Genomic DNA, 24,541 nt, shown 5'->3' with positions numbered 1-24,541 from the left:
AGCGAAGATGTTCTGGGCAGGGGTATTCATAGCGGTTCTCGTTGCACGGCTTTAAGCGACAAGGTCAAGACTGGCGCCTATTTAACACCAAGCCGCGCTCCGAGTAATCGACGGGGTGACGGCCCCGCCGATTTTTTCTGGGTCTAGCGGATCACTCGTTGATGCGCGGGTGCTGCTGAACCAGCACCTTGCGCTTGGCCTCCAGCTCGGCGATCTCGGCATCGATGTCTTCGATTTTCTGTTCGATGTTGTCGTGGTGTTCCTGCAGCAGCTCCTTGGCCTCCTCGAGGTCGGAGGCCGCCGGGGCCGCGCCGCGCAGGGGTTTGTTGGCGGTTTCCTTCATGGTCACGCCGGTGATCAGGCCGACCACGGCGATCACCATCAGGTAATACGCGGGCATGTACAGATCGTTGGTGCTTTCCACCAGCCAGGCCACGGCAGTCGGGGTCAGACCGGCGATCAGCACCGAGACGTTGAAGGCACTGGCCAAAGCGCTGTAGCGGATATGGGTGGGGAACATCGCCGGCAGGGTAGAGGCCATGACGCCAATGAAGAAGTTGAGCAACACCGCCAGAATCAGCAAGCCGGAGAAGATCAGGCCGATGCTGCCGCTGTTGATCAGCATGAACGCCGGAATGGCGAAGATGAACAGGCCGATGCTGCCGACGACAATAAAGGGTTTGCGGCCGATCTTGTCGCTGACGAAGCCGATCAGCGGCTGCACGAAGAGCATGCCGACCATGATCGCGATGATGATCAGCACGCCGTGGTTTTCGCTGTAATGCAGGTTGTGGGTCAGGTAACTCGGCATGTAGGTGAGCAGCATGTAGTAGGTGACGTTGGTCGCCGCTACTACGCCGATGCAGGTCATCAGGCTGCGCCAGTGCTTGGTCGCGACTTCCTTGAACGACACTTTCGGGCCACCGGCGAGGCCTTCGCGGTCACCTTGTTCGAGCTTTTCCACGTGCTGCTGGAACGCCGGGGTTTCTTCCAGGGCGTGGCGCAGATACAGGCCGATCATGCCCAGCGGCAGGGCAAGGAAAAACGGAATTCTCCAGCCCCATTCTTCGAAGCGCTGTTCACCGAGGATCGTCGAAATCAGCACCACCACGCCGGCGCCAAAGACGAAACCGGCGATCGAGCCGAAATCCAGCCAGCTGCCGAGGAAGCCGCGTTTGCGGTCCGGTGCGTATTCAGCGACGAAGATCGAGGCGCCGGTGTACTCGCCACCCACGGAGAAACCCTGGGCCATCTTCGCCAGCAACAGCAGGATCGGCGCCCAGATGCCGATCGAGGCATAGGACGGAATCAGGCCGATGGCAAAGGTGCTCAGGGACATGATGACGATGGTCGCGGCGAGGACTTTCTGCCGGCCGTATTTGTCGCCGAGCGCACCAAAGAACAGCCCGCCCAGCGGACGAATCAGGAAAGGCACGGAGAAGGTCGCCAGCGCGGCGATCATTTGCACGCCGGGATCGGCGCCGGGGAAGAAGACCTTGCCGAGCACATAGGCGACAAAGCCGTAGACGCCAAAGTCGAACCATTCCATGGCGTTGCCCAGTGCGGCGGCGGTGATTGCCTTGCGCATCTTGGCGTCGTCGACAATGGTGATGTCTTTCAAACCGATCGGTTTGACGGTGTTCTTGCGTGATTTCATTGCGATGTTCCCGCTCGCTGATCCAGATTAGCGCTGCGATGCCATCTCCATGATGGCGCCGGCTCTTCTGCCTCAGATACATGCGGACACGAAATAATTCACCGATGGCTGGAATTAATTTCGACAGGTGGGTGACTGGTCGGTGCTCTGAAGGAACTGGTTGAGCATTCAAAAATTTTGGTTGCCTGAACCAATGCCATCGCGAGCAGGCTCACTCCTACAGGGGGGTTGTGTATTGCCGGGATTTTGTGCCCGACGCCAAACCCTGTAGGAGTGAGCCTGCTCGCGATAGCGGTGGTGCATCCACCACAAGGCTTAAAGCGCAGCCTTCACCTGCAACCCCACCACCAGCGCATTGTCGATGTCCTGCCCGGAGAACGCGCCCGGTTCGATGATGTATTGCAGGTTCGGGCGCAGGGTCAGCCATGGGGTGGCCTGGTAGCCGTAGCCCAATTCGATCAGTTGCTCAGCGCTGTCGAGATGCGGGAATGCAGCGCCATTGGCCATGGCGGCATCCTGCTGAACATCACGGCTGCGCGGGTTCGGCACGGCGCGGCCATAGCCCAGCGCCAGAGTGTCACGCGGGCGGCCTTCGAACGGTTTGTACAGGACTACGCCGGTGCCGTACCACTTGCTGAACGGTGAGGCCGCTTCACTGGCCGCCGAATACTGACCAAACGCATGCAGGCTGCGCCCCTCGGAGGTCGGCGAACGCCAGACCGCCTGATCGATCAGCAGGTAATGACCGCCACGACCGGACACCTCGTCGTCGCTGCCAATGCGTTTGACGTCGGAACTGTCGTAGTAATAGCCGAGCTTGTATTCACCCGGCAGCTCGCCGGCGTGCTTGTACACCAGCTCGATCGGTACGACGGTGCCGGTGGTGTGCTTCGGCCCCAAATGCCAGGCGCGGCTGGAATTGCCGTTGCTCTCGGGGTCGACGTTGAACGCCGCCACACGCAGCTGCCAGGACGGCGACAGGTCGTATTTGACCCGCACGCCCAGACGCGCGTTGGGGTAGTTGGTCCAGCCGCTGCCGCCGGACATGTTCAGCGGATGGCCGCAGAAACCAGCGTTCATGAAGTTGCACAGAATGCCGCTGTCGAGGCCGCCGAGGTCGTTGCCCATGGCCATGTAGCCGAGCTTCACGTTCAGCGCCGGAGTGAACAGGCTGCGCTCGTAACTGAGCTCGGTCAGGCGCGTGTACAGGCCGCCGTAGTTTTCCTGAATCGGCAAGCGGTTGCCGACCAGATCTTCCGAAGCGCTGTTGCCGCGACGGTCGTTGATGGTCAGTTGCACCTTGCCGGCATTGTCGACGCCATACAGCTTGCCCAGATCAAACTGCACGCCGAGCTTGATGTTCTGCGAATAACGCGCCGAACGGTGCAGGCCGCCGTCGGCGTTGTAAGCGGTTTCGCCGCTGTAATCGCCGCTGAACTTGACGCCGTCTTCATCCAGTTGATGACGCAAGCCGCCCCAGTCACCGGTGAGGGTGCTGCGGGTCAGCAGACCGGAATCGCTGGCGGCCAGCGCGGGCAGGGCGGTGGTGCAGCTCAGGCCCAGCAGCAGGCCAGTGGAAAGTTTGGTACGAGAAAAGCGAACAGCCGATGACATGTGAATCCTTCCTGCTGAAATCTTCAACGCAATAAAACGGCGACGCGGTGCTGTGAGGCACCGCGCGCTGGGGAGTGGGTGGATGTGCAGCAGCGGATTACGGCAGGGCGTAGGCCATCACGTAATCGCCGCGATCAGTCGACTGACGTGCGCCGCCAGCGGTGACGACGATGTACTGCTTGCCGGTCTTCGGCGAAACGTAGGTCATCGGGCCGCCCTGGCTGCCGACTGGCAGACGCGCTTTCCAGACTTCTTCGCCGTTGCCGCTGTTGAAGGCGCGCAGGTAGAAGTCCTGGGTGCCGGCAATGAAGATCAGGCCACCCTGGGTCGACAGGGGGCCGCCGAGGGTTGGCAGACCGATCTTGATCGGCAAGTGCATGCGAATGCCCAGAGGACCGGTGTCTTCAACGGTGCCGACCGGAACCTGCCACGCGACTTTCTGGGTCTTCATGTCGATCGCGGTCAACGTGCCGAACGGCGGCGCCTGGCACGGAATGCCGGCCACCGAGAGGAAGCGGTTCTTGTTCACTGCGTACGGCGTGCCTTTGAGCGGCACAGCGCCCATGCCGGTGTTCAGTGCTTCGCCACCGCCTGCGGCCTGGCCCTTGTTCTGCGATGGAATCATCTGAATCCACAGACCCAGGCGCATGTCGTTGACGAAGATGAAACCGTGCACCGGGTCAGTGGAGATGCTGCCCCAGTTCATGCCGCCCAGCGAACCCGGGAAGCTCAGCGATTTGTCAGTGCCCGGCGCGGTGTACAGACCCTCGTAGCGCATGCTCTTGAAGTCGATGCGGCAGAGCAACTGGTCATACGGCGTGGCGCCCCACATGTCCGACTCGGTCAGGTGCTGCGCGCCGATCTGCGGCATGCCCACGGATTTCGGCTGGGTCGGCGAGTACGGCTCGTTGGGGATGTTCGCGGCTTTCACCGGTACTTCCTTGACTTCAGTCAGTGGCTTGCCGGTGGCGCGATCGAGCACATAGATCTGCCCGGCCTTGGTGCCGATGACCAGCGCCGGAACGCTTTGGCCGTCCTTGTCGAAGTCGATCAGGCTCGGCTGCATCGGCAGGTCGAAGTCCCACAGATCGTTGTGCACGGTCTGGAACACCCAGCGTTCTTCACCCGTGCTGGCATCCAGCGCGAGGATCGAGGCGCCGTACTTGTGGTCCAGTTCGCTACGCTCGACACCATAGATGTCGGTGGACGAGCTGCCCATGGGCAGGAACACCGTGTTGGTCGCTGCGTCATAGGACATCGGTGCCCAGCTGTTTGGCGTGCTGCGCACGTAGGTGCTGCCATCGGCCGGTGCATTGCGATCCTGCGGGTTGCCCGGGTCGAACGCCCAGCGCATGGCGCCGGTGATCACGTCAAACCCGCGAATCACGCCGCCGGGCATGTCGCTCTGCACGTTGTCGGCGACGCGACCGCCTACCACCACGGTGGTGCCGGCCATCAATGGCGCGGACGACAACTGATAGTAGCTGTCCGGAACATCCCCCAGACCGGCCTTCAGATCGACCTGACCGTTGTTGCCGAAACCTTGGCAGAACTCGCCGGTGTCAGCGTCGACCGCGATCAGGCGGGCATCGATGGTGTTGGTCAGCAGACGGCGCTGGCAGTTGGCGGCCGGCGCCGGTTTGGCTTCGATGATCGAAGAATTGCTCGGCTGAGCGAGGGTGGCGGTGGCGTCGAAATAAGCCATGCCACGGCAGCGCTGCCAGACTTTCGATTGCGCGTTGATCGCGTTCTTCCACAGCTCTTTACCGGTGTCGGCGTCGAGGGCGATCAGGTTGTTGTGCGGAGTGCAGATGAACACCTTGTTGCCGACCTGCAGCGGGGTGAGCTGGTCTTCGGCGCCGTTGCCATCGCTCTCGGCGACGTCACCGGTGTGGTAGGTCCACGCGACTTTCAATTGGTCGACGTTGTTGCGGTTGATCTGATCGAGCGCGGCGAAGCGGCTGCCACCTTCGGTGTTGCCGTAGTGCGCCCAGTCTTTCTGCGCCTTGGCCGGCTCGACCGGGGTCAGTCCCGGACCGGTGCCAGTGGCCGCAACCGTTGGATGCGCGACGAACATGTTGCCCGCAGCAACCGCCACACCCACGGCGAGCACAGCGGCCACGGCATACGCGCCGCGACCGGCAACGCGGCCATTGGCACGCGCCAGCAGCGGGTAGACCAGCGCGACGACCATACCGATCGCGCTGAACATGAACAGCCGCGAGAACACCGGCCAGAACACCAGCCCGGCGTCAGCCACCGCCCAGATCGCAGTCGCCACGAGAAACGCGGCGAACAGCCAGGCGCCTGCAGTCTTCTTCAGTGCGATCAGCACACCGGAAACGGTCATCGCCAGACCGCCGACCAGGAAGTACCAGGAACCGCCCAGGCTGACCAGCTTCACACCGCCGGCCGCGAGCGCCAGACCGAGCAGGGCGATGATCACGCCAAGGCCGACGAGAATGAACGTTGAAACGCCTGAGACGCGTTGACTGTGGTTCACATTGAAAGTCCCGTTTGAATGAAGCGCGGGATTATAGCGGTAACTAACCATTCAGTTAACCGCAGTTTTGCCATGAAAACGTGCACTTCTGTGAATCAAGCGTGGTGCAGGATTAGCAAAACGCAAGTTGAGAGGGGTTTCTCGAGGTTTCAGCAGGAGGGGCGGATTGAGCGTGGTATTGCAATGCACATGCTTGGACACCGCGCTGGATTCACCCCTCACCCCAGCCCTCTCCCCGAGGAGAGGGAGCTGATTTGTGGGCTTTTTGAGACCTGTGTTCGCCTCGGTATCTCAGATCGGTGTAACTCGCACATTCAACTCGGTCAGTTCCCTCTCCCTTGGGAGAGGGCTAGGGTGAGGGGCTTTCAGGATCGATCACGATGGCGACCTTGCCCTTGGCCCGGCCTTGTTCGACGTAGTGCAAGGCGTCAGCTATCTGATCGAAGCCAAAGATCCGGTCGATCACCGGTTTGATAACCCCAGCCTCGATCAATGCGCTGATCTTCTGCAGCTGAATGCCATCGGCGCGCATAAACAGAAACGCATAACGCACCCCACGCTTGCGCGCCTTTCGCCGGATACCGCTGCTGAGCACACGCATGACCAACCCAAGCAGCCACGACAAACCCTGCTCCTGTGCGAACTGCGCGGTCGGCGGTCCGGACAGGGAAATCAGCTGCCCACCCGGTTTCAGCACCTTCAGCGATTTCTCCAGCACATCGCCACCGAGGCTGTTGAGCACTACATCGTAATCGCGCAGTTCGCTGGCGAAATCCTGTTGCGTGTAATCAATCACCACGTCAGCGCCCAGCGCTTTGACCCACTCGACATTCGCCGTGCTGGTAGTCGTCGCGACGAAAGCGCCGAGGTGTCTGGCCAGCTGAATGGCGACTGTGCCGACGCCACCGGAGCCGGCGTGGATCAACACTTTCTGACCCTTTTGCAACCTGGCGACTTCAACCAATGCCTGCCACGCGGTCAACGCCACCAGCGGCATGCACGCCGCCTCGGTCATGTCGAGACGGGCGGGTTTGAGGGCGACCGCTGTTTCGTCGACGGCGATGCGGTGGGCAAACGTGCCGATCCTGTTTTCAGGCGCACGGGCATAAACCTCATCGCCCGGCTTGAACCGCTTGACCGCCGCACCAGTGCCGAGCACCACACCGGCGACATCGTTGCCCAATATCAAAGGCATCTGATAGGGCAGGATCATCTTGAATTCGCCGCTGCGAATCTTCAGATCCAGCGGGTTGATGCTGCTGCCGTGCACTTCGATCAGCACGTCGTTTTCCCCGATCAGCGGTTCGGGGACGTCGCCAATCCGGCCGTTCTGCTTGCCGTAGCGCTCGATGAAAAATGCTTTCATTACGGATGCTCTTGTCGGTAGGAACCCGCCGCACTGGCGGCGGGTCCGGTTGAAGTCAGGCTTGAGGCAGATAACGTGGCGCCACGGCCGACTGGCGAATCTGCCCCAGCAGGCCCTGCCGCGCGGTTTGCAGGGCATCCCAGCGTTCGCCTTCATGCAGCGGCGGGATGGTGACGACTTCGCGACGATCAAAACCGACCAGCGCAGCGTCAACCATGTCGCCGACTTCCATGATGTCGGTCAGCGTGTTGATGTCGATACCGGCGCGGTCCCAGATTTCCGTACGGGTGGCGGCGGGTAGTACGGCTTGCACGTACACGCCTTTCGGCGACAGCTCCAGGCTCAGGCCCTGGGAGAGAAACAGCACGAACGCTTTGGTCGCGCCATACACCGACATGCCGAACTCCGGCGCCAGGCCCACCACCGAACCGATGTTGATGATCGCGCCGTCCCCAGCCTTGGCCAGACGCGGGGCGATGGCGCTGGCCAGCCGCACCAGCGCGGTGGTGTTGAGGGCGACCAGTTGCGCCACGCTGTCAGTGCTTTGTTCGATGAACGTGCCGGACTGCGCGGCGCCGGCATTGTTGACGAGGATGCCGATGCGCGCGTCGTCGCGCAGGCGCGCTTCGACAGTCTGCAGATCGCTGAGTCGGGTCAGATCGGCTTGCAGCACTTCGATATTGACGTTGTGCTCAGCGCGCAGACCGGCGGCGAGGGCGTCCAGACGCGACTGGTCACGGGCGACCAGCACCAGATCGTGCCCGCGTTGGGCGAAACGTGCGGCGTAGACCGCGCCGATGCCGGTGGAGGCGCCAGTGATCAGAACAGTAGGGCGAGTAGTCATGGTGTCGGCTCTTTTTGAATAGAAGATTGATTGCGGGCTTTTAGGATGATGATCGAAATCTAAACTGTCAACGGTTTTGATTATGGCCAACATCTATGTATCATCGAGCCATGATTTTTCAGCGCTGGAGGTATCCAACATGCGCGTATCCAAAGCTCAGGCTCAGGCCAATCGCGAGCACATTGTCGAAACGGCTTCAGTGATGTTCCGCGAACGCGGTTATGACGGGGTTGGTGTGGCTGACCTGATGGCGGCGGCCGGTTTCACCCACGGCGGTTTTTACAAACACTTCGGCTCCAAGGCCGATCTGATGGCCGAAGCGTCGGCCAACAGCCTGGCGCAGTCACTGGCCAGCGCCGAGGCGATGAGCGTGCAGGACTTCATCGATGTGTACGTTTCACGCGACCATCGCGACGGCCGTTCCACTGGTTGCACCATGGCGGCACTGTGCGGCGATGCGGCGCGGCAGTCGGGGGATGTGAAGACAGCTTTCGCCGAGGGCATCGAGCGCTTATTGCAGATCCTGGGCGAGAAATACCCGACCGCGCCGCAAGGTGAGGGCAGAAGCAAAATGATCGACCTGCTGGCCCATGCGGTCGGCGCGATCATGCTGTCGCGGGCCTGCCCGGACGACTCGGCGCTGGCCGATGAAATCCTGGCGGTGTGTCACGCTTCGATGACTGAGTCGTTGCCCGTGATCGAGACTCAGGAAGAAACCATGCAGGACAGTTGAAGTGAGCAGCTTTAGCGGTGCAGGGCCTTGTCGAGTGCCGCCAGTAACACCTCTTCCTCGAAGGGTTTGCACAGGCACTCGAACGCCTGGTAATGCCCGGTTTCGGCCAGCGCCGCCTCGTCCCAGTGAGCAGACATGCAGATCACCGGAATCTGTCGCGGCAGCGCGCGCATGACGTCGATGCCGGACAGGCCGGGCATGCGCAGGTCCAGCAGCAGACAGGCGATCTCGGCGAAGTCGGCGTCGGCGAGAAACGCTTCGCCGCTGGCATACACCTGCGCGCGATAACCGACGGAACGCAGAAGATTCGACAGGCTTTTGCGCACGGATGCGTCGTCATCAACGATGCAGACGATGGTAGGTCGGGTGCCGTCGGCTGCCGTCGGGCAACCCGCCAGGCCGCTCACGACAGGCTCGATGGGCCAGGCGAAGGCGCAGCGCTGATCAGTCCGTAGAGTTCGACGAGGTTGACCAGCGAGCGGGTCTGCATCTTCGCCATGATGTGTTTACGGTGAACCTTGGCGGTCACCTCACTGGTGCCCAACTGGTTGGCGATCTGCTTGTTCGACAGACCGCCAACTATAAGCGGCAGCACCTCGCGCTCACGCGGCGTCAGGTGCGCTGCCAATTGCCGCACGTGCTGAACCCGTTGCCATTGATCGTACGCCGTCGCCGCGTGCTGACGAGTGTTGCGCAGAATGCCGAGCAGTTCATCGTCATTGAAGGGCTTGGTCAGAAACTCCACCGCGCCGGCCTTCATGGCCTGCACCGACATCGGAATGGTGCCGTGGCCGGTCATGAAGATCACCGGCCACGGCAAGCCGCGCTGGTTCAGTGCCGCCTGCAACTGCAAACCCGTGGCTTCCGGCAGGCTGACGTCGAGCAGCAGGCACGCCGGGCCATTGGCGATGTCGGCGTCGAGCAATTCCTCGGCGGACTGGAAAATCCGGTGTTCGATGCCTTCGGCGCGCAACAAGCGGCTCAACGCGGTACGCACGCAGGCCTCATCGTCGACAATGAACACCGGCACCGATTGCGCATCGACCGGCGGCGGCTGCGCCACGATCGGCGCCGAGGCCAGTGGGTTGAACAGCGGCAGATTGGGTTCGCGGTCTTTCAATAATCGGTAACCTCGACGGGGAACCGTCTGGATGATTTCTTTTTCCCCGAGCAGTTTGCGCAGCGAGGAAATCTGCACTTGCAGATTGTTCTCTTCGACGACGATGTCCGGCCACACCTGATTGATCAGTTCGTCCTTGCTGACGATGCGCCCGTCGGCCTGCATCAGCACCGAGAGTATTTCGAACGCCCGCCCGCCCACGCGCAAGGGCCGGCCATCGAGAAAGGCTTCGCGCCGTTCCAGAGAAATCGTGGCTTGGCCGAGTCGGATCATGCAGGCCTCTGCGTTGCAGGTGAGAAGGACAGGGCGCGGGCGCCGGGTTATCAGGCGTACGCTAGGTGACGGCCTGGCATAAAGCAATTATCCCGAGGGATAAGTCGCGCGCTTTTATAGCCTCAAAAACCACGGTGCGAGGCTCTGGACGGCCATCTTGAGGCCGCAGACGGACATCAGCGCAGCGGCTGGCCCTCTGGCAAAAAAACGCTGCGTATACTTCGCCACCAGCCTGAATCCCATTTCCAGCGGTGAATGTGTATGCCCGGCCAGCCATCCTCATCTGCAATTTCCCGCGCGACCGATGCGCCGATGCTCGATGAAGCATGGCTGGACATCTGCCGGTTCAGCCTGCTGCGTCGCGACCATGAACTGACGTGGTTCACCCTCGAAGACAGCCGCTCGGGCCAGACATGGTTTGCCGTACGCGCGCCGATCCAGCGTCCGGCGCTGTGCCAGCGGCTGGAGCGCGACTTCCATGTGCAGCTGCCATCGCAATGGGCGATCAACCCGCTCGCGCTGATTCGTTCGGCGGACGGCCCGGTGCTGGTCTACCCACAGTGGGGCGCGCCGCTGGCGGGATTGCTCGACGCCGCCGGCCTGCCGCTCGGGCGCGTGCTGAACATCGCCGTCGCCGCCGCGAATGCGCTGGCCCACTCTCGGCAACCCGAGACAGCGCAAAACCCTGTGGGAGCGAGCCTGCTCGCGAAAGCGTCAATTCAGCCGACATCGCCCTTGACTGACCCACCGCTTTCGCGAGCAGGCTCGCTCCCACAGAGTGCTTTATTGCCTTGGCATCTGCTGGTCGGCGCTGACGACAGTGTCAGGCTGATGGGCTTTCACACCCAGGCCCAGGAAACCCCGGACAGCGAACTGCCGAGCCTCGAACACTGGCCCTATCTGGCGCCGGAGCAGCTGCAGCGCGATGGCGCCGGGTTCGATGAACGCAGCGAGGTGTATGCGCTGTCGGCAATCATCTACGAGGCCCTGGCCGGGCGCCCGCCGCTGACCGCCCGCGACGCCTCGCAATGGTTGCATGTGCATGCCGCCGTCGAGCCATTGTCGCCGGCGCAATACATCCCCGACCTGCCGCAAGGCATTTGTCATGTGCTGCTCAAAGGCCTGGCCAAGGAGCCGGAGGCGCGTTACCAGAGCATCGAATCGCTGGCCGCCGATCTGACCTGGTGCCTGCGCCAATGGCAGAAAAAAGGCCAGATCGAAGCGTTCCGCCTCGGTGCCTTCGATGCACGGGCGACGGCTACGCGCGGCGATGTGCTGTTCGGCCGTGATGACGAGCGCAAGCAACTGCTCGAACAGATCCAGCGCGTGCGCAGCGATGGCATCGCCCGCGTGCTGCTGGTCGCCGGCGCGCCGGGGGCGGGCAAGTCGACGCTGATTCAGCAAGTGCTGCGCACACAAGCACCCGGTTACTGGGCCAGCGGCAAGGTTGAACTGCTGCAAAACGACCGACCCTTCGCGCCACTGGCGCAGATTTTTCAATCGCTGATCAGCCAAGTGTTGACCAAGCCCACGCTGGCCTTGCAGGCCCTCGGGGCGCAGCTGAGCGATACCCTCAAAGGCCGTGGCCGCTTGCTGGTGGACATGGCGCCGGACGCCGAATTGCTGATCGGTACCACCGCCGAATTACCGGACATGCCGGCCCGCCATGCCCTCGACCGAGTCAATCGGGCGCTGCTCGATGTCCTCGAGGTCTTTGCGCAACCGGGGCATCCGCTGCTGTTGTTCATCGATGACGTGCAGTGGGCGGACGACTCGACCCAAGCGTTTCTCAAAGCTTTCATCGCCCGGCCGACGCGGCATTTGTTGCTGATTCTGGCCTATCGCGAGGGCAAGCTACCGCAAGGTCCGGGCAGTTGGAGCGATGACCTGCGCGCCGCCCCGACATTGCCAGTCAGCGATCTTGCATTACGGCCGCTGTCGGCGCAGGCCGTCGCGCAATTGATGGCGATCGAACTCGATGCCGACGTCGATAACCTCGAGGCGCTGGCGCGCGTCGTGCATTTCAAGACCGCCGGCAATCCGTTGTTCGTCAGCCAGGTGGCACGGGCTCTGGTGGATGAGCGTCTGCTGCGTTTCGATGCAACGACGCGGCGCTGGGTGTGGGATCAGGCCGAGGTGAACGGCTATCGCTACGCCGACAATGTGGCCGAATTGATGGTGCACCGCTTGCAGCGTCTGCCGGTCAGTGCACGCGAAGTGCTGCGTACGGCGGGTTACGTCGGTGGGCGCTGTGAAGAAGCGCTGTTGCAGCGACTGCTGCCGGATGATCCAGCGCAATTGCTGCGTGATGTGAATTACCTGGTCAGCGCCGGACTTCTCCTGCGCGAACCGGGCCAACTGGTGTTTCCCCACGACCGCGTACTCGAGGCGGCCGCTGCCTTGACGGCGCCAGCCGGGCGCGCCGTCGAACATGCGCGCATAGCCGCCGCCATGCTCGATCACTGCGGCGAGCAGCGGCAGGCGCGGGTCTTCGACATTGCCAGTCAGATTCAGCGCAGCGACGTCAACGCGCTGCAACCACCTCGGCGCGCCGATTTCATCCAGCTGTTGGTCGAAGCCGCTGAGCGCGCCCGCGCTAGCGCCGCGGTCGAGCAGGCCGTGGATTATCTGCGCAGCGCCGAGGTATTGCTCGGCGACAGCGGCTGGACGCAGCTCTACCCGCAAGCCTTCGCGGCGCGCTGGCTGGCGGCCGATTGCGCGATGTTGCTGGCGGATCTCCCCGGCGCGCAACAGCGCCTCGATGACTGCCTCAACCACGCCGAGACCCCACTGGACCGAGCGAAAACCTATCGCCTGCGCGCCAGTCTGCGCACTTTGCACTCCGATTATCACGGGGCGATCAGCGAAGCGTTGAGCGGTCTTGCGTTGCTCGATATCGACCTGCAGCGACAACCCTCGAAAGCGCAACTGGGCGAAGCGTTCGAGCGGGTTCGGCAATTGGTCGGCGCGCGACGGATCGCTGATCTGACCGCATTGCCCAAGGCCAACGAGCCGCGAATCGAAGTGGCGATGGAGCTGCTGAGCACGCTGATCGCCTCATTCTTCGTGCAGGACGATATTGCCTTTCTGCACTTGGCGAAGATGGTCGAGCTGACGTTGCTGCATGGTACGACGCCGAGCAGCGGCTACGGTTTTGCCTGGTACGGCGTGATGATCGCCGACCGCTATGGCGAATATCTGGACGGTGCCGCTTTCGCCGAACTGGCGCTTGAACTCACTGATCTGCATGGCTACGAAGCGGGACGCACCGGCACCTTGGTGGCGCTGGATCAGGTCAGCCCGTGGACCAAACCGATGGCCCACGCCCGGCAGAAGGCTTTCGCCGCGTTCGAATGCGGTCAGGCGGGCGGCGATCTCGGCATGTCGTGTTACGCCTGCAACCATATCGGCTCGGATTTGCTGTTCATGGGCGAACCGCTGCAAAACGTGTTGAACGAACTGGACGTCGGCCTGAGCTGGGTGCGGCAGTTTCACTACATCGACATCGAACGCATTCTGCTGGCGCAACAGGCGTTTGCCAGTGACCTGCGCAATGAGCCTGAGCCTCGTTCGATCGCAGAGCTTGATGCGTTGGAGCATGACCGCTTCGGCCCGCTGGATCGCGGTCGCGTTTCGCAGCCGACACTGTTCTGGAAAGGGTTGTACTCGGGCATGTCGGCGTTCTATTTCGGTGAAGTGCGCTACGCGCTGCGCCGTTTCGAAGACGCCGAGGCGTTGACCTGGTCGCTGCCGGCGCACATCGATCTGGCCCATTACTACCTGTTCTACAGCCTGGCGCTGGCCAGTCCCGATGCGCCGGGCTCTGCCGCGGAAAAATTGCAGAAACTGCAGCAGCAACGTCAGCGTTTCCTGTCTTGGGTGGAGCTCAATCCTTCGACCTTCAGCAACAAACTGCTGCTGGTCGAAGGCGCAATGGCCCGTGTGCGCGGGGAAGGGCTGGTCGCCATTCGCTGCTTCGACCAGGCGCAAATCGCCGCGGCCGCGGCCGGGTTCATCCATGAACAAGCGCTGGCCCATGAGCAATTGGCTGAAGTTTGCCTGGCAAACGGTCTGGTCTCGGGAACGCATCATCACCTGCGCGTCGCCCGCGATTGTTATGTCCAGTGGGGCGCGCAGGCCAAGGCGCGTCAGCTCGAAGCCGCGCATCCGTTTCTGGCTCGCGAGTATTCGCTGGAAACCGTAGCGCCGGTGACGCGGGTGCGCCTTGATCTGGAAGTCGGCATCGAAGCGGCGCGCGCGGTCTCGCAAGAAGTGCTGCTCGATCGGCTGGTGGAAACCTTGATGAATCACTTGATGATTCAGGCCGGAGCCGATCGGGGTGCGCTGTTGTTGGTCGCTGACGGTGAGTTGCAACTGGCCGCTGCCGCGCACGTCGAGGCGGGTAACGTGCGGGTCAGCCAGGACAACCAGCGCCCGTTTGAGCAGATCGCCCCGGTTTCAGTGCTCAATTCGACCATGCGTACGCGCACGCCGATGGTGCTCGACGATGCCCGCGCCGACTGCCCGCAAGCCTACAGCGCTGATCTGCAGCAACGGCAGGCGCGCTCGATGATGTGCCTGCCGTTGCTCAAACAAGGCGCGTTGATTGGTCTGGTTTATCTGGAAAACAGCCTGGTTCCGAAGCTGTTCAGCGCCGAACGCCTGACGATGCTGGAAATCCTTGCCTCGCAGGCGGCGGTGTCGTTGCAGACCGCGCGGTTGTACGCGCAACTGGTCGAAGACAACCGACTGCGGGCGCAGATGGAGGCTGACTTGCGCAGCTCGCGGGCGGAACTGGCGCGTAACGCGCACCTGAAAATGATGGGCGAGCTGTCGGCCTCGATCGCCCACGAAATCAGCCAGCCATTGCTGGGAATCTCATCGAACGCCTCGGCCAGTCTGCGCTGGCTCAAGCGCGACACACCGGATCTCGACGAAGCGATTCAGGGCCTGGAGGACATCCGCGCCGACAGCGCCCGGGCCACCGAGATTGTCCAGGCCTTGCGCGCCTTGGCCAAACAGGCGCCGCTGCAACGGCTGCCGCTTTCGATTGACGTGTTGATTGGCGAGGTAGTGCAACTGACGGCCAGTGATGTGCACAGTCGCAGGGTGAGCTTGCACACCCGGCTCAATGCTGCTGGCCCGGTGTTGGCGGATCGCGTGCAGATCCAGCAGGTAATCTACAACCTGATCACCAACGCACTGGAGGCGATGGCCGGGCAGGGTGTTGTGGATGGGCGGGTGGTTATCGAGTCGACGGTGGCCGATGGGCAGGTCTGTGTGTCTGTGCAGGACAATGGGCCGGGGATTGCCGAGCATCAGCGTGAGGAGATTTTCGACGCATTTTTCACCACCAAAGGCAGTGGCATGGGCATGGGCCTGGCGATTTGCCGAACGGTGATCGGCGCCCATGGCGGGACGTTGCGCGTGGAGGACAGCGAAGAGGGCGCGCGAATCTGTTTCAGACTGCCGCTGGCGCCGGACGCCAGGATCAAAAGCCCCTCACCCTAGCTCTCTCCCGGAGGGAGAGGGGATGACCGTGGTGTTTGGTCGAGGTATGCCGACCTGGGATATCTAGCCGAACCCCGGTGTTGGAAAGCCCACAAATCGGCTCCCTCTCCCTGGGGAGAGGGCTGGGGTGAGGGGTGGATTCACCGCGGGACCTACGTCGACCGCCAGCGCTCTATCACAAAAAAAAGCCGCGAAAATCGCGGCCAAAAGGGAGGAGTGAACAAAACTCTTTGGAATCCGACTCAAGGCCGCAGTTCCGTCAACCGCGCGCCTATCGTCGAGTTCAGCAGCCCATCGCTAAGCCGCCAGACATCCGCCTCAACCACCGCCACCCGCGCCCGGCACATCGCCTGTCGCCAGACCTTCGGTGGCATTCCCACCATGCGTCCAAACGTGCGCGTGAAGTGCGAGTGATCGGAAAAACCGCATTCGTAAACAATGTCGGTAATCGCCATCGAGGTCAGCAGCAAGCCCTTGGCCTTGTCGATCTTCATCTTCAGCATCCATTCCTGCGGCGAGCAGCCAGTCACGATCTTGAACGCCCGGGAAAAATGACTGCGCGACAGGTTGCAGTGCTCGGCAATTTCGCTGACCCGCAGGCTGCGGCTCAGGTCGCGCAGCATGTAGGCCTTGGCGCGGCGTTCCTGCCAGCCGGACAGCGCGCCCAAGGGGCGCGCGAGGTGGCAGGGGTGGTCTGACTTCACCGATTGCGGGTTCATGGCGGCTCTCCTGATCGATGGGCAAAGTCTCGCCGCCAGCGACATTTAAAGTCCTTAAACAAACCTTAAAAGTTATGAAGCGCAGACCTCAGGCGTGGAACGGGTAATCGACGTAGCCGCGCTGATCGCCGCCGAAGAAACTGCTCGGATCCGGTGTGTTCAGCTCAAGGCCATCGTGCAACCGACGTGGCAGGTCCGGGTTCGCCAGAAATGGCCGGCCGAAGGCAATGATGTCGGCGCGATCAGCGCTCAAGGCCTGTTCGGCGGACTCGGCGTCGTAACCGCCGGCGAGGATCAGGACGCCGTTCCAGGTCTGGCGCAACTGGGCGATGATCGCGTCCCAGCGCGGGTCGAAGTTCTCGTCCTTGACCGTGCCGACCATGGCCGGCTCGACCAAGTGCAGGTAGGCCAGATTCCACTGATTGAGCGCTTCGACCAGATAACCGAAGGTCGCTTCAGGCGTGTCATCGCCCATGCCCATGAAGCGGCCCATTGGCGTCAGGCGCACGCCGACGCGTTCGGCACCGACTTCGTCAGCGACGGCGGCGACTACTTCCAGCAGAAAGCGCGCACGGTTTTCCACGCTGCCGCCATAGGCGTCGTTGCGCTGATTGCTGTTGCTGTTGAGGAATTGATCGAGGAGGTAACCGTTGCCGGCATGGATTTCCACGCCGTCCATGCCAGCGTTCAAGGCGTTGCGCGCGGCGCGGCGATAGTCTTCGACGATGGCGGCGATTTCCGCTGTTTCGAGGGCGCGCGGTACCGGCACATCACCCCACACGCCATTGCCTTGTTCATCGACGATAAAGGTCTTGCCCGGCACAGGCAGTGCGCTCGGTGCCACCGGCAAACCGGCGTCAGGCTGGAAGCTCGGATGCGAGACCCGGCCCACATGCCACAGCTGCATGAAGATCAGGCCATGGGCCGCGTGCACCGCCGTGCTGACTTCACGCCACGCCTGCACTTGTGCGTCGGTGTAGATCCCCGGCGTCCACGCATAGCCCTGGCCCTGTTGGGAAATCTGCGTGGCCTCGGTGATGATCAGCGCGGCACTGGCACGTTGGCGGTAGTACTCGGCGTTCATCGCGGTCGGAACATCGCCCGGTTGACCGGCGCGTGAGCGCGTCAGGGGCGCCATCGCTACGCGGTGGGCAAGGGTGTAAGGGCCGAGGGCGATCGGTTGGAACAGGCGACGGGTCATGGGTAGCTCCGGATTTCGATGAGTAGGGTTCAAGCGCGGCAGCCAGGTGCCGCGCGCTGTGCAGCTAACTTAACCGGGGGTGGCGGAGCTGATAATCCGTGGCCGGCGCTACGCAGTTTTGCGCGCAGCGCAACGGCACCCGCGCTCATCCATGACGAGCGCGGGCGTGATTCAGGCGGGTGGGGTCGAGCGGGTCAGCGGCAGGTTCAGCCAGCGCCGGCCCGTGGCATTGCTGACCGCGTTGCCGAGGGCGGCAGCCATTGGCCCTTGAACGATTTCGGCGGCGCCGAGGAAGGGTTCGCCCGGTTGATCGAGCAGGTGCACATCGACTTTTTTCGGCAATTGCGTAAAACGCAGGATCGGATAACCGCTCCAGTCGTAGCTGCGAATACCGCCGGCGTCGTAGGCGACTTTTTCGTAGAGCGTCCAGCTCGCCGACTGGACGATGCCGCCCTCGACCTGATTGCGCAGGCCATCAGGGCTGACAATCTGGCCGACGTCGACCGCCGTCACCACATGATCGACGCGGATCTCGCCGGTCTGCGGATGCACCCGCAGTTTCACCGCGAGGGCGCAGTAACCCATGATGTTCTTGTAGCGGGCGAAGGCAAAACCGATCCCCGCGCCGGGTTCGCTGCCCTTGTGTGGCCAACCGATTTCGTCACGCACGCGCTCTATGACGGCACGGGCGCGCGGGTCGCTCAGATGCGTCAGGCGCAACGCCACCGGGTCGAGCCCGCTCTGGATCGCCAACTCATCGATACCCGCCTCGATGGCGAAGATATTGATGTGCGCGCCGAGCGAACGCATGGCCGAGGTGCGGAAGGGCATCGTCGTCACGAAGTTCATGTTGATCCGCGTCGCGCCCAGTTCATACAGCGGCACCGCGTTGCGATCGCCGTCACCTTCGGGCTGGGCGATCGGCACCGAGGGCGCCGAGGTGAAGGGTTTGGCCAGCAAGCGTGCCGGCAGCAGGCGCCCGGCATTGACGATGCGTTCGTTGTGCGGCGTGGTCCACAGCTCGTAGTTCCAGTCCTGCAAACGGCCCTGACTGAGGCCAGCGTCGACCTCGGTGACCATCGCCGAACTGTACGGCTCCCAGAGATTTTCCTGCTCGCGCATCCATTGCACGCGCACCGGCGTGCCCGGCAAACGCATGGCGATCAATGCCGCATCGGCGGCGGCATCATCGGCGCCGTTATGGCCATAGCAGCCCGAGCCCTCGGTATGAATGCAGCGCACACGCTCCGGCGGCAAACGAAGCATTTCGGCGATGCCGGCGCGCAGCGGATAGACGCCCTGGGTGTGAGTCCAGACCGTGAGCAGGCCATCGTTGAACCAGGCCACCGCGCAGGACGGGCCGATCGAGCCATGCATCAGATACTGCTTGGTCACTCGCGCCTTGAAGCGTGTCTCGCTTGCGCCGCCGGGATTGCCGTTGTTGCTGATCGGGTAGCGCTTGGAGGGCAATTGCTTGAGCAAATCGTGAATATCGGCGGCTTCGGGAATCGCCTCGCCGCCGCTCCACTTGGCGCCCTCCATGCCGCTGCGCATGGCCTTGATCGCTTGCCATTCATCACGGGCGACCACGGCCAGATAGTTGCCGTCGCGGATCACTTTGACCACGCCGCTGAGCGCTTCAATCGATGCCGTATCGAATGCCTGCAGCGTGCAGCCGGGGCGCGGCGGGCGAATCACTCGCGCGTGCAGCATGCCCGGCAGGCGCATGTCCTGCACGAACGCCGCGCCGCCGCTGACCTTGGCCGGAATGTCCAGACGCGGCAGGTTGTGCCCGATCAGCTTGAAGTCGGCCGCCGCCATCGCCGGTGATTGCGCCTTGGCGTATTGGTGCACATCGACATGCCTGACCGCGTCGGCGTACGCCATGCGTTGCCCGCTCGGGCCTTCGATAATGCCGTCGCGAGTGCTCAGTTGCGCAGCGTCGACTTGCCAACTGCGCGCGGCGGCATCGACGAGCATTTCGCGCACCTGCGCAGCGGCGTTGTACAGCGCGGTGCCGCTGTCGAAAATGCTGTGGCTGCCGGCGGTGTAGCCTTCGTTGGGCGTCAGTGCGGTGTCGGCGGTGAGCAAATTGACGGCGCTGGCCGGTACCTGCAAACGCTCGGCGGCGATTTGCAGCAATGCGGTTTTCACCCCGGTGCCCAGTTCGACTTTGCCGGTGTACACGGTGATGCCGTCGGCGCCGATGCGAATCCACGCGTCGAGGTAAGGGTTGGTGCGCAGACTGCCGGGTAGATCGGGGGCCAGCACCACGGTGCCGAGGGTGTCGACTTCGGTGTCGGCCAAGGCCCGCCGCGCTACCGGCATCAGGGTGAAGGCCATCAGCAGCGCGCCGCCGCGCAGGAACGCCCGGCGGCTGGGGTTCAAGCCATTTGCTTCGCTCATGTCAGGCTCCCGTCGTGTCCGGCCACCTGTTTGATCGCCTCGATGATGCGCAAGTGCGTGCCGCAGCGGCACAGATTGCCGGCCATGTGCTCACGAATGGTTTGCTCGTCCGGGTGCGGATCGCGTTCAAGCAACGACTGCGCGCGCATCAGCATGCCGGCGATGCAGTAACCGCATTGCGCCGCCTGCTTGTCGATGAACGCGGTTTGCAGCGGGCCGGGTTTCTCGGCACTGCCGAGGCTTTCCACGGTGCGGATCTTTTTCCCTTCAAGGCCGGCGCATGGCGTCAGGCAGGCGAACACCGGCTTATCGTCGACGATCACCGTGCACGCGCCACACTGGCCCAGGCCGCAGCCGTATTTGGCGCCGTTGAGGTTCAAGTGATTGCGCAATGCGTACAGCAGCGGCATGTCCGGTTCCAGCTCCAGCGCTTGGGCGGCTCCATTGACGGTGAGAGTGATCTGGCTCATTTCGTCTCCTGACGTAACGCTTCAATAGTGGAAGAGAGGTCGGCCCAGGGTTGGTCGGGTCTGGCTTGTTCGCGCAGGTACGCGGCGAGTGCGCCGAGCTGGGCGTTGTCGAGGCTGGCGGCGAACGGCGGCATCACCGGACCGGGCGCGCCGGGGATGGCGGGCACGCCCTCAAGCACGGTCTTGAGAAAGTTGCGCGAACTGGCCGCTTGCAGGGCCGAGGTGTTTTGCAGACCGGGGCGTCCGTCGATTTCACGCATCGGCGCGGCGGGTGCGTGACATCCGGCGCAGGCGCTGCTGAAGAGCAGGGCGCCGCTGCTGTGATCCGCTGGACTGCTCGGCTGCTTTTTCGGCGTGGTTTCGGTCACTGCGTGGGGGCTCTGCAGACTCAACAGGTAGTCGGCGATCGCCTCGGCTTCACTGGCCGGCAAGCGCGCCAGACTCAGGCTGACCGGACGCATCGGCCCGGCGGGTGTGCCGTGGCCATCGACGACGTCGGCGCGCAGATAGCCGACCAATTGCTCGCGATTCCATGGATTGGCCCGTTGGCCGAGGCCGACCAGCGCCGGGGCCTCCCAGCCATCGACGCTGCCGCCCTGCAGATATTCCGAGGATTTCTCCGCGCCGATCAGGTTCAGCGGCGAATGGCAGCCGGCGCAGTGGCCCGGGCCGTCGACCAGGTAGCGTCCGCGATTCCATGCCGCGCTGTGTTCGGCCAGTGGCGTCAAAGGCTCGCCATGCAGAAACAGCAGGTTCCAGAACGACACCAGCGGGCGGATGTTCATCGGGAAGTTCATCTGGTTCTGCCTGGCGGGGGCGTGTACGGCGGGGCCGCTCATCAAGTAGGCGTAAGCGTCGGCAATGTCCGCTGCGCTCATGCGCCGGTAGTGCACATAGGGAAAGGCCGGGTAGAGAAAGTGGCCGTCGCGGGCAATGCCTTCGCGCATCGCCCGTTCAAATGCCGGCAAAGACCACTGGCCGATGCCGGTCTGCGCATCCGGGGTGATGTTGGTGCTGTACAGCGTGCCGAACGGCGTCACCAGCGGCAGCCCGCCGGCCAGGTATTCGCCGCCGGGGCGGGTATGGCAGACCGCGCAGTCGCCGGCCTCGACCACCCGCGCGCCGCGTTGCAACTGCGCGCTATCGAATGACGTAGGCCGTTTGATCGGTGCGATCGCCGGGCGCCACATCAGTGCGACGGCGACGCTCAGGCCGAACACCGCGAGCACAGCCACGCTGATCCACAGGGTTCTGGATTTGAGTAGTTGGCTGTTCATGGTTGGCAGAAAAACGCGGCGGGCAGTGGCAGGACGAGTGAAGTGCGGGTCATGGAAACGCTCCTTGTACAGCCGGGGAAGGGCGCCGATGCGGACGTCTGCGCCAGGGCCAAAGCGTAGAGAAGACGCTTGCGGCAGAGAATCACCGGCCCGCGCAACAGCGCGTTGCGCCAGAAGCAACGTTGCGCTCGACGCATCAGTGCGTTGCCCCTGGTACGGATTCTCGCCGCCGCCGGGTGACCGTAGCCTTGGCACCACTTTCCCGAACTCAACGAGGTGTCACCATGCTTACGGGCAATCCTGCCGTTGCGGCCCCGGCCGAACAGCCTGCTTCACTCTCCGGCCTGATGGTCGCGTTTCTGGCCTTCTGCTGCGGCGCGGTCGTCGCCAACCTGTATTACGCGCAGCCCATCGTCGAACTGATCGCGCCGCAGATCGGCCTGTCCAGCGCCAATGCCAGCCTGATCGTCTCGCTGACCCAATTCGGTTACGCCTTGGGCCTGTTGCTGCTGGTGCCGCTGGCCGACCTGATGGAGAACCGCCGTCTGGTGGTCGGCTTCACTCTCGCTGCCAGCGTGACGCTGCTGTGCGCTGGCCTGACCCATTCGCCGTCGCTGTTTCTGATCTTGTCCTTGCTGATCGGCCTGACCTCAGTCGCCGTGCAGATTCTTGTGCCGCTGGCCGCGCATCTGGCCCCGGAAGCCAGTCGTGGCCGCGTGGTCGGCAATATCATGAGCGGCTTGCTGCTGGGGATTTTGCTGTCGCGTCCGCTCTCGAGCCTGTTGGTCGAAGTGTTCGGCTGGCGCGGGGTGTTTTACAGCGCGGCGGCACTGATGGCGGTGATCGCGTTGATTACCGCTGTGGCATTGCCGCGTCGGGTGCCGACGCACAAAGCCACTTACGTCGCGTTGATTGGTTCGGTGTTTGCCCTGGCTCGGCGCTTTCCGGTGTTGCGTCAGCGTTCGCTGTATCAAGGCTTGCTGTTCGCCAGTTTCAGCCTGTTCTGGACCCTCGCGCCGATCGAGCTGATGCGTCATCACGGTTTCAGCCAGGCACAAGTGGCGATCTTTGCGCTGGTCGGAGCGGTGGGTGCGATTGCCGCGCCGATTGCCGGACGTCTGGCCGATGCCGGGCACGGTCGTCGCGGTACCCTGGTGGCGTTGCTGCTGGCACCGTTGTCTCTGTTGATCGCCGCGCTGCCGGGCAGTGGTTATGTGTGGCTGGTGGTGTGTGCGGTGCTGCTGGACTTTGCCGTACAACTGAACATGGTGCTCGGCCAGCGCGAGGTCTACGCCCTCGACCCGCACAGCCGCGCCCGTCTCAATGCGGTGTACATGACCAGCATTTTTGTCGGCGGCGCCCTCGGGTCACTGGTCGCCAGCCCGCTGTACGAACACTTCGGCTGGAACCTCTCGGCCATGGCCGTGGCGGTGCTGCCGGCACTGGCGCTGGCGTTGTTCCTGGGTCAGAAAGCTGACCGCAGCTGAATTTCAAAACAACACAAAACCCATGTAGGAGTGAGCCTGCTCGCGATGGCGGTGTGTCAGTCAATACACATGGCGCTGACAGACCGCTATCGCGAGCAGGCTCGCTCCCACAGGGATTGCGCGACACCGCCTGATCCCTGACCCACCCCAAAACCATTGTAGGAGTGAGCCTGCTCGCGATAGCGGAGTGTCAGCCAATACACATGGCACTGAGAGGCCGCTATCGCGAGCAGGCTCGCTCCTACAGGGGGCGGTGATTTCCGGATTTTTTCAGGAACCGATGAACATGCCTTCTGCAGAGAGCACCCTCAAGCACGACGGTACAAGACGTCCGGCGAGCGCTGATGCACAATCGGCGGCGTTTCCTCACCACCGGACCCCGCTTATGGACAAGTTGCTGGCATTGAAGATGTTTGTTGAAACCGTGCGCTGCGGGGGCTATTCCTCGGCGGCGCGCAAGCTTGGGATCTCGACGTCTTCGGTGACACGGCAAGTGGCGGGGCTGGAGAACGAGTTGGGCGCAAGCCTGCTCAATCGCACCACGCGCAACACCAGCGTCACTGTTGCCGGCCAGACCTATTTCGAAAAAGCCGTAGCGATTCTCGATGCCATCGACGAAGCCGATGCGGTGGTCGCCGATCGTGGCAGCGAAGCGCAAGGCCGCTTGCGCATCAGCGTGCCGGTGGAGTTTGGCCGCCGATTGATCGCGCCGCACCTGAGCCGCTTGCTCGAACGCCATCCGGGGCTGGAGATCAGCCTCTCGCTGAGTGATCAGGTCAGCGATTTGCTCAGCGAGCAGATCGACGTTTCGGTGCGGCTCGGCTCGACGGTGGTCAGCGAAGACATCGTCAGCAAACGCGTCGGGCAGTTCCAGCGCTGGGTCGTCGCCAGCCCGGATTACCTGGCGCGCAGCGCGGTGCTCGAGCATCCACGGGATCTGCTCGAGCACCAGTGCCTGCGTTTCGATTACGGCGGCAGCCATCACCACTGGACCTTCGAGGGTGACGAAGAGCCGATTCAACTGAACGTCCAGGGACGCCTGCAAAGCAACAACGCCGACATTCTGCGCGAAGCCGCAATCGGTGGTGGCGGGGTGACGCTGCTGGCCGACTGGCTGGTGCGTGACGACGTCGCCGCCGGGCGCCTGACGCGCTTGCTTGAGCACTACGAGGTCAATCCCGGCAGCGCCAGCAGTTGCATCAACGCGCTGTACTTGCCCAATCACCGAGGCTCGAGCCGGATCAACGTGTTCATCGATTTTCTCGTGGAAATTCTCAAACCCGCTGCACCCGCCCCCTAGCGCTGCACACTCTGTTGCTGCAGCCGCTGCACACTGCTTGTATGCTTGCGCCCCGGAACA

The 24,541-nt window shown here is 62.9% G+C and carries 16 protein-coding genes; 4 read left to right on the top strand and 12 right to left on the bottom strand.

Going from position 1 to position 24,541, the window contains the following annotated elements; translation table 11 throughout:
• Nucleotides 1-151: 151 nt before the first annotated feature.
• The 5 genes from proP to BLU71_RS08750 form a co-directional block, all read right to left on the bottom strand.
• On the bottom strand, nt 152-1,657 hold the full coding sequence (gene proP / locus BLU71_RS08770; protein WP_042610020.1) for a glycine betaine/L-proline transporter ProP: 1,506 nt from the start codon (nt 1,655-1,657) through the stop codon (nt 152-154).
• Between the two features lie 315 nt (nt 1,658-1,972).
• Nucleotides 1,973-3,271 carry a carbohydrate porin gene (locus tag BLU71_RS08765; protein WP_083352835.1) on the bottom strand — a complete coding sequence of 433 codons (1,299 nt, stop codon included), beginning with the start codon at nt 3,269-3,271 and terminating at the stop codon, nt 1,973-1,975.
• Nucleotides 3,272-3,368: 97 nt separating this feature from the next.
• Nucleotides 3,369-5,774, bottom strand: a complete 2,406-nt coding sequence (locus tag BLU71_RS08760) for a glucose/quinate/shikimate family membrane-bound PQQ-dependent dehydrogenase (RefSeq protein ID WP_156889221.1) — start codon at nt 5,772-5,774, stop codon at nt 3,369-3,371.
• Nucleotides 5,775-6,123: 349 nt separating this feature from the next.
• Complete coding sequence (locus tag BLU71_RS08755) at nt 6,124-7,140, bottom strand: NADP-dependent oxidoreductase (protein WP_083352833.1); 1,017 nt, start codon at nt 7,138-7,140, stop codon at nt 6,124-6,126.
• 55 nt (nt 7,141-7,195) lie between these two features.
• Complete coding sequence (locus BLU71_RS08750) at nt 7,196-7,984, bottom strand: SDR family NAD(P)-dependent oxidoreductase (protein WP_083352832.1); 789 nt, start codon at nt 7,982-7,984, stop codon at nt 7,196-7,198.
• 139 nt (nt 7,985-8,123) lie between these two features.
• Here BLU71_RS08750 and BLU71_RS08745 point away from each other — a divergent pair, with 139 nt between their 5' ends.
• On the top strand, nt 8,124-8,717 hold the full coding sequence (locus BLU71_RS08745) for a TetR/AcrR family transcriptional regulator (RefSeq protein WP_083352831.1): 594 nt from the start codon (nt 8,124-8,126) through the stop codon (nt 8,715-8,717).
• A gap of 11 nt (nt 8,718-8,728) precedes the next feature.
• Here BLU71_RS08745 and BLU71_RS08740 read toward each other — a convergent pair whose 3' ends face one another.
• Nucleotides 8,729-9,124: a response regulator transcription factor gene (locus BLU71_RS08740; protein ID WP_223259153.1), complete on the bottom strand. Its 396-nt coding sequence runs from the start codon at nt 9,122-9,124 to the stop codon at nt 8,729-8,731.
• Complete coding sequence (locus BLU71_RS08735) at nt 9,121-10,110, bottom strand: response regulator (protein WP_083352830.1); 990 nt, start codon at nt 10,108-10,110, stop codon at nt 9,121-9,123. The genes BLU71_RS08740 and BLU71_RS08735 overlap by 4 nt, the downstream gene beginning before the upstream one ends.
• Nucleotides 10,111-10,461: 351 nt before the next feature.
• Here BLU71_RS08735 and BLU71_RS08730 point away from each other — a divergent pair, with 351 nt between their 5' ends.
• A complete protein-coding gene (locus BLU71_RS08730) occupies nt 10,462-15,621 on the top strand; it encodes an AAA family ATPase (RefSeq protein ID WP_083354316.1) in 5,160 nt (1,719 codons plus the stop codon).
• A gap of 242 nt (nt 15,622-15,863) precedes the next feature.
• On the opposite strand, the gene BLU71_RS08725 is transcribed toward BLU71_RS08730, so the two are convergent.
• The 5 genes from BLU71_RS08725 to BLU71_RS08705 all read right to left on the bottom strand — a co-directional run bounded on the left by BLU71_RS08725 (nt 15,864) and on the right by BLU71_RS08705 (nt 21,949).
• Nucleotides 15,864-16,340, bottom strand: a complete 477-nt coding sequence (locus tag BLU71_RS08725) for a helix-turn-helix domain-containing protein (RefSeq protein ID WP_083352829.1) — start codon at nt 16,338-16,340, stop codon at nt 15,864-15,866.
• A gap of 88 nt (nt 16,341-16,428) precedes the next feature.
• Nucleotides 16,429-17,541: an alkene reductase gene (locus BLU71_RS08720; protein WP_083352828.1), complete on the bottom strand. Its 1,113-nt coding sequence runs from the start codon at nt 17,539-17,541 to the stop codon at nt 16,429-16,431.
• Nucleotides 17,542-17,712: 171 nt separating this feature from the next.
• Nucleotides 17,713-19,947 (bottom strand): xanthine dehydrogenase family protein molybdopterin-binding subunit, encoded by a 2,235-nt coding sequence (locus BLU71_RS08715; protein ID WP_083352827.1) that lies wholly within the window; start codon nt 19,945-19,947, stop codon nt 17,713-17,715.
• Nucleotides 19,944-20,417, bottom strand: a complete 474-nt coding sequence (locus tag BLU71_RS08710) for a (2Fe-2S)-binding protein (RefSeq protein WP_042610010.1) — start codon at nt 20,415-20,417, stop codon at nt 19,944-19,946. The genes BLU71_RS08715 and BLU71_RS08710 overlap by 4 nt, the downstream gene beginning before the upstream one ends.
• A complete protein-coding gene (locus BLU71_RS08705) occupies nt 20,414-21,949 on the bottom strand; it encodes a c-type cytochrome (RefSeq protein ID WP_419198351.1) in 1,536 nt (511 codons plus the stop codon). Before BLU71_RS08705 ends, BLU71_RS08710 begins: the two co-directional genes overlap by 4 nt.
• Nucleotides 21,950-21,978: 29 nt before the next feature.
• Between BLU71_RS08705 and BLU71_RS08700 the strand changes: the two genes are divergently transcribed.
• Together BLU71_RS08700 and BLU71_RS08695 are read left to right on the top strand one after the other, a co-directional pair.
• Nucleotides 21,979-23,181 (top strand): MFS transporter, encoded by a 1,203-nt coding sequence (locus tag BLU71_RS08700; protein ID WP_064362438.1) that lies wholly within the window; start codon nt 21,979-21,981, stop codon nt 23,179-23,181.
• Between the two features lie 385 nt (nt 23,182-23,566).
• Nucleotides 23,567-24,481: a LysR family transcriptional regulator gene (locus tag BLU71_RS08695; protein ID WP_042610008.1), complete on the top strand. Its 915-nt coding sequence runs from the start codon at nt 23,567-23,569 to the stop codon at nt 24,479-24,481.
• Nucleotides 24,482-24,541 lie beyond the last annotated feature (60 nt).

Origin of the sequence: Pseudomonas moraviensis (assembly GCF_900105805.1) — a bacterium.
GTDB classification, from domain to species: domain Bacteria; phylum Pseudomonadota; class Gammaproteobacteria; order Pseudomonadales; family Pseudomonadaceae; genus Aquipseudomonas; species Aquipseudomonas moraviensis_A.
The sequence above is the reverse complement of the archived record's forward strand: the minus strand, read 5'-3'. Positions and strand labels throughout refer to the sequence as shown.